The sequence below is a fragment of the Dactylosporangium sp. NPDC005555 genome, assembly GCF_040605635.1.
GTDB lineage: Bacteria > Actinomycetota > Actinomycetes > Mycobacteriales > Micromonosporaceae > Dactylosporangium.
The window spans coordinates 70,970-84,844 of sequence record NZ_JBEXDG010000014.1; the positions used below are offsets into that span (position 1 = coordinate 70,970).

Genomic DNA, 13,875 nt, shown 5'->3' on the forward strand with positions numbered 1-13,875 from the left:
ACCAGACTAGTGGCTGTGGTTTTCGAGTTCATCCGGGATTACGACGCCCTGCTCCAGGGCGTCGGCGCGGGCGGCGTCGAGGATGCGCGCGAGGACCGTCTCCAGCATGAGCAGGGTGTCGTCGTCGAGCCGGTCGAGCAGCCGCTGCTGCGCCCGGGTGCCGCTGTCCATGATCTCGGTGAGGATCTCCCGGCCGGCGGGTGCCAGGTGGATCCGGCGGATGCGGCGGTCGTGGGTGTCCTCGACGCGGGTGACGTAGCCGTGTGCCACCAGGCGGTCGATGATCCCCGACAGCGTGGCCAACGTCACGCCGAGCAGGCGGGTGAGCTCCTGCGAGGGGATGCCATCGTGGCGGGACAGCAGCAATAGCACCTTGAGCTGCTGCATCGTGAGGTTTACTGAGAACAGGCGATTGGTCCGGTCGTAGGCGAACAGGCCGCGCAACCGTTGCTCAGCCGCCATCACGCGGCGCAGGAGCGCTTCCCTGTGAATCTCCACAGCAATGTTTTACCCCCTGGAAAAGCTTTGCGCGAGGCGAACGGTTAGCATCACACGAACTAACGTCTGTCTTAGCCGATCGGAAGAAGACTCCAGACATGTCGTTCCTCGCCCGGCTCAGTTTGGCGAACCGGGGGCTGGTCGCGATCATCGCGATCGTCGTCCTGGGCTTCGGCGCCATTGCCATCCCGTCACTGAAACAACAGCTCATCCCGTCGATCGACTTCCCTGCCGCGTTCGTCCTGGCGCCCTATCCGGGTGTGTCGCCGGACATCGTCGAGGAGCAGGTCACCAAGCCGATCGAGAACGCCCTGCAGGGCGTACCCGGGCTCACCGACATCACCTCCACCACGCGTGAGGGTGTCGCGACGGTCCAGGTGTCGTTCGAGTTCGGCTCGTCCATCGACGACATCACCAACAAGATCCAGACGTCGATCAACCGGATCAAGTCGACGCTGCCGTCGACCGTCGACCCGCAGGTCATCGCCGGCTCGACCGACGACCTCCCGGCCGTGGTGCTCGCCGCCAGCAAATCCGGCGACCAGGTCGCGTTCGCCCAGCAGCTCGACGCCATCGTCGTCCCGGCGCTGCAGGGGATCGAGGGCGTGCGCGCCGTCGAGGTCACCGGCGCCGCGTCGCAGGACGTGGAGATCACGCTCGACCCGGCGAAGGCCTTCCCGGCCGGGGTCAACGCGCAGACGGTGACCGCCGCGCTCAAGTCCAACGGCGTGTCCTTCCCCGCCGGTACTCTCACCGAAGGTGACCGGTCGCTCAGCGTGCAGGTGGGCGGTACCCTCGCCACCCTCGACGACCTGAAGAACCTCAACGTCACGCCGGCCGTGAAGCTCGGCGACGTCGCGAAGGTCGAGCTCAAGGCCGCCGAGACGACGTCGATCACCCGCACCGACGGCAAGGCCAGCCTCGGCATCGCGGTCACCGCGTCACCCGACGGCAACGCCGTGAAGATCAGCCACGAGGTGCGGGACAAGCTCGACGACCTCAAGAAGGAGCTCGGCGGCGACGTGGCGATCACGCCGGTCTTCGACCAGGCGCCGTTCGTCGAGAAGTCCATCAAGAGCCTCAGCACGGAGGGCGCGCTCGGCCTGCTCTTCGCCGTCCTGGTGATCCTGGTGTTCCTGGTGTCGCTGCGCTCGACGCTCGTCACCGCGGTGTCGATCCCGCTGTCGGTCGTCGTCGCCCTGATCGGGCTGTGGCTCGGCGACTACTCGCTCAACCTGCTCACCCTCGGCGCGCTCACCATCGCCGTCGGGCGGGTGGTCGACGACTCCATCGTCGTGCTGGAGAACATCAAACGACATCTGGAGTACGGCGAGGAGAAACGCCACGCCATCCTCACCGGCGTCCGCGAGGTCACCAGCGCCGTCGTCGCCTCCACCCTGACCACGGTCGCGGTGTTCCTCCCGATCGGTCTCGTCGGCGGGTTCGCCGGGCAGCTGTTCCGCCCGTTCGCGATCACCATCACCGTGGCGCTGGTCGCGTCGCTGCTGGTCTCGCTCACCGTCGTGCCGGTCCTCGCGTACTGGTTCCTGCGCCCGCCGAAGCAGGTCGGCGCCCTGGAGCGGGAGGCGATCCTCGCCAAGGCCCTCGACAAGGAGGAGCGCAGCCGCCTCCAGCGGACCTACGTGCCGATCATCAGCTGGGTCACCCGCAGCCGCGCGACCCGCTGGATCACCGTCGGCCTGAGCATCCTCGTGTTCTTCGTGACCATCGGCCTGGCCGGCCTGCTCAAGACCAACTTCATCGACCAGAGCGGGCAGACGGAGTTCTCCATCTCCCAGGAGCTGCCGGTCGGCTCCAGCCTCGCCGTCACCGACGCCGCCGCGAAGAAGGTCGAGGACCTCCTCGGCGCCCGCGGCGACATCGCGTCCTACCAGGTCACCATCGGCGCCTCGGCCGGGTTCGGCTTCGCCGGCGCGCAGTCGGGCAACACGTCCAACTTCTCGGTCACCGCGAAGGAGGACGCCGACGTCGACAAGGTCATCGAGGAACTGCGCAAGCAGGTCGCCGACCAGGCCGCGTTCGGCACCGTGAAGGTCACCGCCGGCGGCGGTGGCGGCGGCTCGACCGACCAGCTCGAGGTCGTGATCAAGGCCAACAACAACGACGACCTGGCCACGGCCGCCAAGGCCGCGCAGGACGCGATGGCCGGCACCCCCGGCATCGCGGACGTCGAGAGCAACCTCGCGGCCAGCAACCCGCGCATCGACGTGCGGGTCAAGCGGGACGTCGCCGCGAAGTACGGGCTGTCCGACGCGGCCGTCGGCGGCATCGTCAGCGCCGCCTACCGCGGGCAGAACCTCGCCCAGCTCACCGTCGACGGCCAGCAGCGCGACCTGATCCTGCGCTCCGGCCCGCCCCCGGCGACCCTGGAGGCCCTCAAGGCGCTCGCCATCCCGGTGCAGGGCGCGACGACGCCGTTCGTGCGGCTCGACCAGGTCGCCGACGTCAAGGAGGGCGCCGGCCCGATCGCCATCACCCGCATCGACGGCAACCGCAGCGCCTCGGTCACCGGCCGGGCGGAAGGCTCCGACCTGGGCACGGTCTCCACGGACCTGCAGAAGAAGCTGGACAAGCTGACCCTGCCGGCCGGTGCGACCGTCACCCTCGGCGGCGTCACCCAGGACCAGCAGGAGGCGTTCGCCCAGCTCGGCCTGGCCATGCTCGCCGCCATCGCGATCGTCTTCATCATCATGGTGGCGACGTTCCGCAGCATCGCCCAGCCGTTCATCCTGCTGGTGTCGATCCCGTTCGCCGCGACCGGCGCGATCCTGCTGCTGCTCGCGACGAACACCCCGCTGGGCCTGCCGGCGATGATCGGCGTCCTGATGCTCATCGGCATCGTCGTCACCAACGCGATCGTGCTGATGGACCTCATCAACCAGTACCGGGAGGGTGGCATGCCCGTCCGGCAGGCGGTCATCGAGGGCGGCCGGCACCGGCTCCGCCCGATCCTGATGACGGCCGTCGCGACGATCTGCGCCCTGGCCCCGATGGCGATCGGTCTCACCGGCGAGGGCGGGTTCATCTCCCAGCCCCTCGCGATCGTGGTCATCGGCGGTCTGATCAGCTCGACGCTGCTGACCCTGGTGCTCGTGCCCACGCTGTACACCATGGTCGAGGGCGTCAAGGAGCGCCGCCGGCTCAAGCGTGAGGGGCGGCACGCCTCCGTGGAGACGGCGCCCGCACCGGAGCCGGAGGTCGAGGGCGAGGGCCGGCACCGCGTCGACCCGCTCGAACCGGCACCGTCGCACTGAGAACACCGCGGCCCCCCTCGCGTGAGGGGGGCCGCGCCGTGTCTCAGACCCGGAAGCGGCCGACCGCCTCGTTCAGGTCCGCCGCCATGCGGGCCAGGGCGTCGGCCGTCGTGCGGGACTCCTCGACGGTGTGGCTGGTCGACTCGGTCGCGTCGGCGACGCCGCCGATGTTGCGGGCGATCTCGTCCGCGCCCGACGCCGCCTCCGACACGCTGCGGCTGATCTCGCCGGTCGTGGCGGTCTGCTCCTCGACGGCGGAGGCGATCGTCGTCTGGTAGTCGCTGATCCGGTCGGTGATCCGCGTGATCCCCTCGATGGCGGCCACCGCCGCCGCCGTCTCCGCCTGGATCGTCTGGATGCGCGACGCGATGTCCTCGGTCGCCCGGGCGGTCTCCTGGGCGAGGTCCTTGACCTCGGAGGCGACGACCGCGAAGCCCTTGCCGGCGTCGCCCGCGCGGGCGGCCTCGATGGTGGCGTTGAGCGCCAGGAGGTTCGTCTGCTCGGCGATCGACGTGATCACCTTGACGATGGTGCCGATCTCCGACGACGACTCACCCAGCCGGCCCACGATGCCGGTGGTCTCCCGCGCCGAGGCGACCGCCTCGCCCGCCACGCCCGCGGCCTCGCCGGCGCTCGAGGCGATCTCCCGGATCGCGGCGCCCATCTGCTCCGCGGCGGCGGCCAGGGTCTGCACGTGGCCGGCCACCTCCTGGGCCGAGTGCCGGACGGCACCGGCGCGCTGCGCGGTCTGGGCGGCGCCGCCGGCCAGCTTGTCGCTGATGCCGGACATGTTCCGCGACGACCCGCCGAGCGCGGCGGCACTCGTGCTGATCGTGGTGACCGCCGTGAGCATGCTGCCGATCGCCCGGTTGAGCGCGGAAGCCATCTGACCGACCTCGTCGTTGCCGCGGACGTCGGCGCGGCGGGTCAGGTCACCGTCGGCGACCGCCTCCAGCACGCTCGTGACCCGGCGCAGCGGGCCCACCACCGCGCGGGTGACCAGCCAGGCCACGCCAAGGCCGAGCAGCACGCTCAGCGCCGCGCCGCCCAGGACCATCCAGTTGGTGCTGGTCCGCTTGTCCTTCACCGCGGCCGCCTCCGCCGCGGCGGAGGCGGCCTGGCCGGCCACGAGGGCCTCGAAGCGCTTGTTCATGTCGTCGGTGAGCAGCTCGGACCTGTTGTAGCCGGCCCAGAAGCCGTCCAGGTCGTTCTTGTCGGCGGCGGGCAGGACCTCGCCGTCGCGGATCCGCTGGTACGACGCCCAGTCCTTGCGGAGGCTCTCGAAGCTGGCCGGGTCGGCGGTCTCCCCGGCGTACCGCTGCATCGACGCGGCGATGCGGGCGTCGAGCGCCTTCATCTGCTCCAGGTGCTTCGCCCGCCACTCGGCGCTGGAGATGAAGTACTTCACCGTCGTGTTCAGGCCGGCGAGGACGTCCGCGCGCAGCTGGGCGAGCGTCTGGGTGGGCCGGACGCCGTCGACGTACACCGCCTGCCCGCCGTCCGCGAGGCGCTTGAGCCCGGCGAAGCTCAGGCCGGCCACGACCGCGGACGTTACGATGACGATCAGCACCGCACCGAAGATCTTGGCACCGACCCCGCCACGCGGCGATGCTGCGGTTGTACTCATCCGGGTGCCCTCCAGCGGGGGTCAGTAGCGGAACGTCTGGACGATGGCGCGGAGGCTGCCGGAGAGCTCGGCGAGGCTGCCCGCGGCGCGGTCGGCCTCGGTGAGGCCGGCCGTCGTCAGCTGCACGGAGGTGGAGACCTCGCCGATGGTGGCGGCGACCTGGTTCCCGGTCGCCGCGGCCTGCTCGACGCTGCGGCTCATCTCCTCCGTGGTCGCCGACTGCTCCTCGACGGCGGAGGCGATCGTCGTCTGGTACTCGTTGATCTGCGCGATGATCCCGCTGATCTCCTCGATCGCGGCGACGGCGCCGGTGGTGTCGGACTGGATGGCGGCGACCCGGCGGCTGATGTCGTCGGTGGCCCGGGCGGTCTCCTGGGCGAGGTCCTTGACCTCGGAGGCGACGACCGCGAAGCCCTTGCCGGCGTCGCCCGCGCGGGCGGCCTCGATGGTGGCGTTGAGCGCCAGGAGGTTCGTCTGCTCGGCGATCGACGTGATCACCTTGATGACGTTGCCGATCTCGGCGGAGGACTCGCCGAGCTTGCTCATGACCGTCGTGGTGGTGCCGGCGACGTCGACGGCGCGACCGGCGACGGTGACGGCCTGCGTGGCGCTCTGGGCGATCTCGCGGATCGAGGCGCCCATCTCGGTGGCGCCGGCGGCGACGGTGGAGATGGCGCCGGACATGTCGGAGGCGAGCCCCGCGACGGCGGCGGCCTGGCGGGCGCCGGTCGTGGCGCCCTCGGAGCTCTGCCGGCTGGTGGTCGCGAGCTCCTCGGAGGCGCTGGCGAGCACCGTCGAGTGCTCCGCGAGGGTGGCCACCGTCCGGCGCAGGTTGCCGGTGGCGGTCCGCAGGTCGTCCGCCATCTGCCCGACCTCGTCGCGCTGGTCGACGTCCGGGTCCTGGGTCAGGTCGCCGTCGGCGACGGCGCGCAGGACGCGGGAGACCCTGCCGAGCGGCTGCACGATGAGCCGGGCGATGTACAGGGCGAGCCCGACGGCCAGGGCGAGGGCGACGACGAGCAGGGCGACGACCGTGAAGCGGACCGACGACACCGTGTCGCCGAAGTCCTTGCCGGCGATCAGCGCCGCGTCCGCCCGGGTGATCTCCTTGTCGATGAGGTCCTCGTACACCTTGCGCAGGTCGCGGTTGGGACCGGACGCGGCGGTGACGGCCGCGGCGCGGTCGGTGCCGAACAGCGTGAACTCCGATCGCAGCGCGGCGAACCAGGCGTCGGTGGCCGCCTGGATCGCGGCGATCGCCTGTCGTTCCCCGGCGTCGCCGATCGCGGCGGCGGATCGCAGCGCGGCGTCGACGCCCTCCTTGCGGCCGAGGGCCTCGTCGCGGAACGTGGTCTCGCCGCCGAGCAGGTAGCCGCGCTCGTCGTTGGCGGCGGCCTTCGCGGTCAGCGCGGCGCTGTTGAGCGCGGTGATGTACGGCACCGACGTGCCGACCTCGTGGTTGCGCGTGTCGCTCATGTCGGCGATCCCGGCGAGCGCGAGGACCCCGGTGGCGGCTGTTCCGGCGATGGCGACCGCCGCGACGAACAGGATCTTGGTGTACAGGCGGCGGGAGCCGAGCCAGCGACGCATCAGCGACGTCCTTTCGGATGTTCTCCCCGGCTGAACGACCGACGGAGTGGACACCTGAGGAAAAGCGTGCGCGAAGATGACGCCGTGGACAGTTGGGTGCGCTTCCGCCGGTCCGATCCGGCGAGGGTCGTCGACCTGGTGCGCGCCGTCGCCGACGCCCGCGACGCCGGCGAGCACGGCCAGGGCGTCGAGGTCGTCGTGGAGGCGCCCAGGCTGCGCTGGTGGCGGGCGCTGTTCAACCGGGACGACACCCTGGCGCAGGCGCGGATCGTGGTGACCAGGGACGGCGGCGAGGTGCGCCACCCCTTCGACATCCAGCTCGTCACGGCGTACGGCGCGGACGCCGCGCACCGGGTCGGGCGGCGCACCGGGTGGGCCGCCAGCAACTCCGCCGGCCTGGCGTTCCTCATCCAGAAGGGGCCGGACCCGGACTACGGCGAGCTGGTGACGGGCGCGGTCGAAGCCCTGGCGAGGCTGCGCCGCCGGCCCCGCGAAGGGGGCTGGCGGGCACGCGTCGACCGCGCCGTGACCAGAAGCTGAACGGGCCGGCCTGGCCGGGTCGTCACAAGGACGTGACGGTCGCCAGTTCTTCCGCGGTGAGGGAGAAGCCGAGGACCGACAGGTTCTGCTCCATGCGGTCCCGGTGGGTCGACTTCGGGATGATGACGATGTCGTGGTGCAGCTGCCAGCGCAGCACGACCTGCGGCACCGTCACGCCGTGCGCCTCGGCGACCGCGACCAGCCGCGGGTCGTCCAGGGGCGTGTTCTTCAGCGCGCTGTACCCCTCGACGACCACCCGCCGGTCGCGCATGTCGGCGAGGAACCGCTCGTCGTGCTCGCCGGGGCTCCACGAGACCTGGTTGACGACCGGGGTCTCGCCGGTCTCCTTCGTCAGTTCGTCGATGAGGGCCGCGTCGTAGTTGCTGACCCCGATCGAGCGGGTCAGGCCGGCGTCGCGGGCCGCCTGGAACTGCGTCCAGACCGGCACGGACGCGCCGCGCGACGGCGGCCAGTGGATGAGCCACAGGTCCACGTGGTCGACGCCGAGCGCCTTCAGGCTGGCCTCGATCGTCTGCCGCTCCCGGCCCGCCTGCGACGGCGGGAGCTTCGTGGTGATGAAGACGTCCGAACGGTCCACGCCGCTGTCGCGCAGCGCCCTGCCGAGCTCCTCCTCGTTGCCGTACATGGTCGCGGTGTCGATGTGCCGGTAGCCGACGTCCAGCGCGGTGCGGGCCGACTCGTACGCCGACTTCCCGGTGATCTGCCAGGTGCCGAAGCCGATCGTGGGCAGTTGCACGCCCGGGGCGAGCTCGGCGGTCGGGATCTCATGTGCCATGCGCCCAATACTGCCCCGTTCCCGGCATTGATCCGAAGCGGTAGCGTGCGGTCATGTCCGACTTTCCAGCAGGGTTGCCCGCGGGATTCCAGTTCGGTGTCTCGACCGCCGCCTACCAGATCGAGGGCGCCGCGGACGAGGACGGCCGTGGACCGTCCATCTGGGACACGTTCAGCCGCACCCCCGGCACGACCAGGGGCGGCGCCACCGGGGACGTGGCCTGCGACCACTACCACCGCTGGGAGTCCGACCTCGACCTGATCCAGGAGCTCGGCGCGACCGCGTACCGGTTCTCGATCGCCTGGTCCCGCATCCAGCCGACCGGCGAGGGACCCGCCAACGCCGCCGGGATCGCGTTCTACGACCGGCTCGTCGACGGCATGCTCGCCCGCGGCATCGACCCGCTCGTCACCCTGTTCCACTGGGACCTGCCGCAGGCGCTGCAGGACCTCGGCGGGTGGAGCAACCGCGACACCGCGATGCGCTTCGGGGAGTACGCGGAACTCGTCGGTGAGGCCCTCGGCGACCGGGTGAAGCTGTGGGTGACGCTCAACGAGCCGTACATCCACCTGTCGCTCGGTCACGTCCTCGGCGTCCACGCCCCCGGCCAGCGGCTCGGCATGGAACTGCTGCCGGTCATCCACCACCAGCTGCTCGGCCACGGTCTCGCCGTGTCGGCGCTGCGCCGGGTCTCGTCCGCGCCGATCACCCTGGCCAACAACTACTCGCCGGTGTGGCCGAAGAGCGACGCCGAGGACGACCGGACCGCCGCCATGTTCTACGACCTGGTGCAGAACCGGCTCTTCACCGACCCGATCCTGCTCGGCGCGTACCCGCCGATCGTCGAGGCCCTCACCGGCGCCGACGTGGACTCGATCGTCATGGACGGCGACCTGGAGGTCATCTCCCAGCCGATCGACGCCCTCGGCGTCAACTACTACAACCCGAGCCTGATCAGCGCCCCGCAGGCCGGCGAGGACCTGCCGTTCAGCCGCGCCGAGAGCATCCCCGGCTACCCGACGACCGACTTCGGCTGGCCCGTCGTGCCGTCCGCGCTGCGGGACCTGCTGGTGACCCTGCGCGACACGTACGGGTCGCAGCTGCCGCCGATCTGGATCACGGAGAGCGGCTGCTCGTACGCACCGGTCGACGACCAGTTCCGCGTCGACTACCACGCCGGGCACCTCGCCGCCGTGGGCGAGGCGGTCGCGGCCGGCGTCGACGTGCGCGGCTACTGCGCGTGGTCGCTGCTGGACAACTTCGAGTGGGCCGAAGGCTACGACCAGCGGTTCGGTCTCGTGCACGTCGACTTCGACACCCAGGAGCGGACCAGGCGGTCCTCGTTCGAGTGGTACCAGCGGCTTTGCACCTCAGCTGCACCCCGCCCGGACTTGCAGGGCGGACCGACCGGATGACACATTCGATGCGGGGCAATCCGTAGCGTTGCGCAGGTCAGTTGTGCGCAGCGTTGGGAGACGTCGTCGTGACCGAGCAATACGCCGGAGCCCTGCTCTACCTGGTCCCGGTCGTCGTGGCGGCGATCGTCGCGTTCGTGGTCACCAGGCCGGAGAAGGACGAGCCGGTCCCCGCCGCGGCGCCCCCGGACACGACCCGGCGCATCCCGGCGCAGCGCAGCGCTGCGCCGTCACCGTCGGGCGGCGGGTCGTCGTACACCGGCGGCAACCGCCGCGCGTCGACCTCGGCGCACCAGTCGCCGACGCTGCTGCACGCCGCGCTGTCGTCGCACCTCGCCGCGGTGTCCCGCACGACGACGTCGCAGACCGCGCCGCTGTCGGCGAAGCAGCCGGTGCTCCGGCCGAACCGTCTCGTGTCGATCCGCCGCCCCGCGCGCATCCCGCGGCGGCCGCTGCACCAGTGCCCGCACAAGCCCTGAGGACACCGTCCACCGCATCCGGGTAAGTGTGGGCACGGTTGGGTTCGAACCAACGACCCCCCGCTTGTAAGGCGGGTGCTCTTCCACTGAGCTACGCGCCCCGGAGTGCTGCTGATGCTACCTGCCGCGCCCCATCCGACCCAGTCGGTATCAGCTGTGTATCAGATCCGCAACGATGCGATCGCTGTGCGCCACCTGTCCTGGTCCCGGGACTGACCCGGGCCGACCTGCTCGGCGAACCGCACGACACCGGCGGTGTCGACGAGAAACGTGCCCCGGTTGGCGAATCCGGCCTTGTCGTTGAAGACGCCGTACGCCTGGGCGACCGCGCCGTGCGGCCAGAAGTCCGACAGGAGAGGGAAGTCATAGCCTTCTCTGTCCGCCCAGACCTTGTGGCTGTACGGCGAGTCGACGCTGACGGTGAGCAGCTGCACCGTGTCGGACTGGAAATCGCCAGCCGTCGACAGTTCCCCCTGGCAGGTGCCGGTGAAGGCCAGAGGGTAGAAGACCAGCAGAACCGCTTTGCGCCCGCGGAAATCCGACAGCCGGACCTCCTGGTTGTTCTGGTCCTTGAGCGCGAAGTCCGGCGCCTCGCGGCCGACGTCGACAGTCATGGACACGAGCATGCCACTTGTCGTACCGGGGGCCTACACTCGCCCGCATGACTGCCGGTCCGCGTCTGGGCATCGACTTCGGGACCTCCCATACCGTTGCGCTGCTCGCGTGGCCGGATGGGCGGGTCCGCCCCTTGCTGTTCGACGGTTCGCCGTTGCTGCCGTCCTGCGTCTATGCCCAGCCGGACGGGCAGGTCCTGGTGGGCCGCGACGCGGTGCACGCCGCGCGGGTCGACCCGGCGCGGTTCGAGGCTAGCCCGAAGCGGCGCATCGACGACGGCACGGTGCTGCTCGGCGACCGCGAGTTCACGGTCCCGGCCCTGATCGGGGCGGTGCTGTCGCACGTCGCGTCCGAGGCCCGGCGGGTCGCGGGCGGGCAGGTCGGCGCGGTGACGCTGACGCACCCTGCGGCGTGGGGCGTGTCGCGGCGGCTCGCGCTCGTGGAGGGCGCGACGATCGCGGGGCTGCCGCAGCCGGCGCTCATGCCCGAGCCGGTCGCCGCCGCGCACTATTTCGCGGGCGTCCTGCAGCGGCCCCTCACCGCCGAGCAGGGCCTGCTCGTGTATGACTTCGGCGGCGGCACCTTCGACGCCAGCGTCGTCACCCGGGCGGGGGAGGGCTTCGACGTCCGGGCCGTCGACGGCATCGACGACCTGGGCGGCATCGACCTCGACGCGCTGATCGTGGACCACGCGAAGCGCAAGCTGGAGGACCCGCCGGTGTGGGCGCGGCTGGAGAGCCCGCAGACCACCGAGGACCGGCGGCACCGCCGCCTGCTGTGGGACGACGCCCGCGTGGCGAAGGAGATGCTGTCGCGCACCCCGACGACGGGGCTGCACGTGCCGATCGCGGCGGCCGACGTCGACATCACGCGTGAGGCGTTCGAGGACCTGGCCCGGCCGCTGCTGGAGCAGACGGTCCGCACCACCGCCGCCGTGGTCCGCTGGGCGGGCCTGGACAACAGCAAGCTCGCCGGGCTGTTCCTGGTCGGCGGGTCGAGCCGGATCCCCCTCGTGGCGACGTTGCTGCAGAAGGAGCTCGGGGTCGCGCCGACGATCATCGAGCAGCCCGAGATGGTGGTCGCCGAGGGCAGCCTCCGCGCCTGGGTCAACGTGGGCGCGCAGCCCGCCGCGGGCGCTGCTGGAGCCTCCGGGGCTCCGGCCGGCGCTCCGACGGGTGCTCCGGCAGGTGCTGGTGGACAGGGCGCTGCCGCGGCCGGTGCTGCGGCGGGGGCCGCTGCCGCGGGCGACGTGTTCGGCAAGGCGGGTGGAGCTCAGGCGGGTCCGGCGGCCGCTCAGGCCGCGGCGGCGCAGCAGGCAGCTCCGGCAGCGCAGCAGGGTGGGTATCCCGCGGGGTTCCAGCAGGGGCCCGGCACGCCGCCCAACGGTATCGCCCCGGTCAGTGGCATGCCGATGAGCGCGCCGCCGGTGAGCGGCCCGCCCGGTGCGTATCAGGGCGGCGTCCAGCCGATGAGCGCCCCGCCCGCGGCGAACGCGCCGATGAGCGCGCCTCCCGTGAGCGGCGCGCCCGGTGCGTATCGGGGCTACCAGCAGGGCGGCTTCCCGGCCGGCGCGGCGCCGGTGAGCCCCGGGTCCGGTGACGCGGAGGCCACGCAGCGGCTCCGCCCGATGACCCCGCCGCCGGTGCAGCAGGCCTATCAGCAGGGGCACGCGCCGGTCCAGCCGCCGCAGCCGCCGCAGTTCACCCGGCCGCCGCAGGCGGTCCAGCAGACCTACATGTCCCCGTCGGCGTCGCCGATGAACTACGCGCCGATGCCGCGGGAGGACACGCCCCCGCCGTCCCGCCGGCGCAACGTGGCGATCCCGCTGCTCGTCGGCATCCTGGTCCTCGCGCTGGCGCTCGCCGGCTACGTGGTGCTCAAGGAGGTCGGCAACAACAAGGACGACAACAACGTCGCGCAGCCGCCCGGCTCCAGCGCCCCGAGCTCCGGCCCGGCCCCGTCGGCGACCGCCGACGTGCAGGACCTCCCGGCGTATTCGCGCGAGAGCCGGCCGTCCTGGGTGCCCGGCAACTGGAAGCAGTTCGCGGACCGTGGGCCGGACGAGCTGTGGTATTCACAGGACGAGTCCGAGGGCGGCAGGTGCAACGCCAGCAGCGACGACCTGCACGTCGTCACGGTCAGCCGCGGCCTGACCGGCTGCACCCTGAGGGACCCGCTCAACGCCAACATGACCGACGTCGGCATCGAGGCCAAGGTCCACCGGCAGAGCGGCTGCGGCGGCATGTGGGTCAGGACCGGGGACAAGGCCTACACCGTGGGCGTGTGCGATGGCGTCATCCGCCTGTACGCGCTGGGCGACTCCGCCCCGAGCCAGAACAACGAACTCGCCTCGTGGCCCGTGAAGACCCCCGGCGACCCGTACGTCGCCCTGGTCGTTGTCGGCACCGAGATCACCGTCTACGCCAACGGCGTCAAGCTCGGCACCAAGGTCAACGACCTGATCAAACGCGGCAAGGTCAACCTGGGCGCCTTCACCCCGGGCGACGCCGCCGACGTCACCTTCTCCGACGTCCGCGTCTACCAGCCCCAGTCCAACTCCGGCGGCGGCAACCCCACCACCAACCCCACCCCGTCGAAGTCCTGGTCCAACTCCCCGTCGCCGACCTGGACGCCGAAGCCGACCTCGACCAAGTCCTCGACCTGACCCACCCCGTCCCCACGAGCCGCCCCTCCGGCCGCGTCGTGATGCGCCCTGACCGGGGTGGCTCGGGCGGCCGGCCCGACCCGCTCCTCACGCTGCCAGCGCCCCTGTGGGCCTGGCATGGACGGGTCGACGTCGTGCGGGAGGTGTGGCCGGGGCGGAGCCTCGCCGCGTAGCTCTGGGCGCCGCGGGTGGTTTCGGTCTGGCCCGGCCCGCTCCTCAACCCTGGCCCTGCCCGCTCCGCGAGGCCGCCCCCGATGGGACGGCGACCCTTCCCCGCTGCGGTGGGGCGGGGGTGTTCAGGCAGCTTGGCGGGCCGGGTCCGCTCTGCTCAACCCCGGCGACGCCGTGCGCAGCGCATCCGTGGGAGGCAAAGTT

10 protein-coding genes and 1 tRNA gene are annotated in these 13,875 nt (G+C 71.6%); 5 read left to right on the plus strand and 6 right to left on the minus strand.

The window, feature by feature from the left end:
* Window positions 1-6: 6 nt before the first annotated feature.
* Window positions 7-498, minus strand: a complete 492-nt coding sequence (locus tag ABZS58_RS18220; RefSeq protein WP_354782790.1) for a MarR family transcriptional regulator — start codon at window positions 496-498, stop codon at window positions 7-9.
* Window positions 499-596: 98 nt separating this feature from the next.
* On the opposite strand from ABZS58_RS18220, the gene ABZS58_RS18225 reads away from it, so the two are divergent.
* Complete coding sequence (locus tag ABZS58_RS18225) at window positions 597-3,773, plus strand: efflux RND transporter permease subunit (RefSeq protein WP_354782792.1); 3,177 nt, start codon at window positions 597-599, stop codon at window positions 3,771-3,773.
* Between the two features lie 43 nt (window positions 3,774-3,816).
* On the opposite strand, the gene ABZS58_RS18230 is transcribed toward ABZS58_RS18225, so the two are convergent.
* Both ABZS58_RS18230 and ABZS58_RS18235 read right to left on the minus strand, forming a co-directional pair.
* Entirely contained in the window at window positions 3,817-5,400 is a 1,584-nt protein-coding gene (locus tag ABZS58_RS18230; protein WP_354782794.1) for a methyl-accepting chemotaxis protein, read from the minus strand.
* A 21-nt stretch (window positions 5,401-5,421) separates the two neighbouring features.
* Window positions 5,422-6,990 carry a methyl-accepting chemotaxis protein gene (locus ABZS58_RS18235; RefSeq protein ID WP_354782796.1) on the minus strand — a complete coding sequence of 523 codons (1,569 nt, stop codon included), beginning with the start codon at window positions 6,988-6,990 and terminating at the stop codon, window positions 5,422-5,424.
* Window positions 6,991-7,074: 84 nt separating this feature from the next.
* On the opposite strand from ABZS58_RS18235, the gene ABZS58_RS18240 reads away from it, so the two are divergent.
* The gene (locus tag ABZS58_RS18240) at window positions 7,075-7,530 is read left to right on the plus strand and encodes a hypothetical protein (RefSeq protein WP_354782798.1); all 456 of its coding nucleotides are present in this window, start codon (window positions 7,075-7,077) and stop codon (window positions 7,528-7,530) included.
* A gap of 22 nt (window positions 7,531-7,552) precedes the next feature.
* Here ABZS58_RS18240 and ABZS58_RS18245 read toward each other — a convergent pair whose 3' ends face one another.
* Window positions 7,553-8,326: an aldo/keto reductase gene (locus tag ABZS58_RS18245; protein WP_354782800.1), complete on the minus strand. Its 774-nt coding sequence runs from the start codon at window positions 8,324-8,326 to the stop codon at window positions 7,553-7,555.
* A 53-nt stretch (window positions 8,327-8,379) separates the two neighbouring features.
* Between ABZS58_RS18245 and ABZS58_RS18250 the strand changes: the two genes are divergently transcribed.
* Both ABZS58_RS18250 and ABZS58_RS18255 read left to right on the plus strand, forming a co-directional pair.
* Window positions 8,380-9,741, plus strand: a complete 1,362-nt coding sequence (locus ABZS58_RS18250) for a GH1 family beta-glucosidase (protein ID WP_354782802.1) — start codon at window positions 8,380-8,382, stop codon at window positions 9,739-9,741.
* Window positions 9,742-9,809: 68 nt separating this feature from the next.
* Window positions 9,810-10,220, plus strand: coding sequence for a hypothetical protein (locus tag ABZS58_RS18255; RefSeq protein WP_354782804.1), 411 nt, complete (start codon window positions 9,810-9,812; stop codon window positions 10,218-10,220).
* 29 nt (window positions 10,221-10,249) lie between these two features.
* Here the strand turns inward: ABZS58_RS18255 and ABZS58_RS18260 are convergent.
* Both ABZS58_RS18260 and ABZS58_RS18265 read right to left on the minus strand, forming a co-directional pair.
* Window positions 10,250-10,321 (minus strand) — tRNA-Val (locus ABZS58_RS18260).
* A gap of 60 nt (window positions 10,322-10,381) precedes the next feature.
* Complete coding sequence (locus tag ABZS58_RS18265) at window positions 10,382-10,834, minus strand: peroxiredoxin (RefSeq protein WP_354782806.1); 453 nt, start codon at window positions 10,832-10,834, stop codon at window positions 10,382-10,384.
* Between the two features lie 47 nt (window positions 10,835-10,881).
* Here ABZS58_RS18265 and ABZS58_RS18270 point away from each other — a divergent pair, with 47 nt between their 5' ends.
* Entirely contained in the window at window positions 10,882-13,500 is a 2,619-nt protein-coding gene (locus ABZS58_RS18270; protein ID WP_354782808.1) for an Hsp70 family protein, read from the plus strand.
* Window positions 13,501-13,875 lie beyond the last annotated feature (375 nt).

What these genes read in the sequence shown, in the direction of transcription:
- ABZS58_RS18250 (WP_354782802.1), top strand. Translation starts at nt 8,380, where the DNA reads ATGTCCGACTTTCCAGCAGGGTTGCCCGCGGGATTCCAGTTCGGTGTC.
- ABZS58_RS18225 (WP_354782792.1), top strand. Translation starts at nt 597, where the DNA reads ATGTCGTTCCTCGCCCGGCTCAGTTTGGCGAACCGGGGGCTGGTCGCG.
- ABZS58_RS18245 (WP_354782800.1), bottom strand. Translation starts at nt 8,326, where the DNA reads ATGGCACATGAGATCCCGACCGCCGAGCTCGCCCCGGGCGTGCAACTG.
- ABZS58_RS18270 (WP_354782808.1), top strand. Translation starts at nt 10,882, where the DNA reads ATGACTGCCGGTCCGCGTCTGGGCATCGACTTCGGGACCTCCCATACC.
- ABZS58_RS18230 (WP_354782794.1), bottom strand. Translation starts at nt 5,400, where the DNA reads ATGAGTACAACCGCAGCATCGCCGCGTGGCGGGGTCGGTGCCAAGATC.
- ABZS58_RS18265 (WP_354782806.1), bottom strand. Translation starts at nt 10,834, where the DNA reads ATGACTGTCGACGTCGGCCGCGAGGCGCCGGACTTCGCGCTCAAGGAC.
- ABZS58_RS18235 (WP_354782796.1), bottom strand. Translation starts at nt 6,990, where the DNA reads ATGCGTCGCTGGCTCGGCTCCCGCCGCCTGTACACCAAGATCCTGTTC.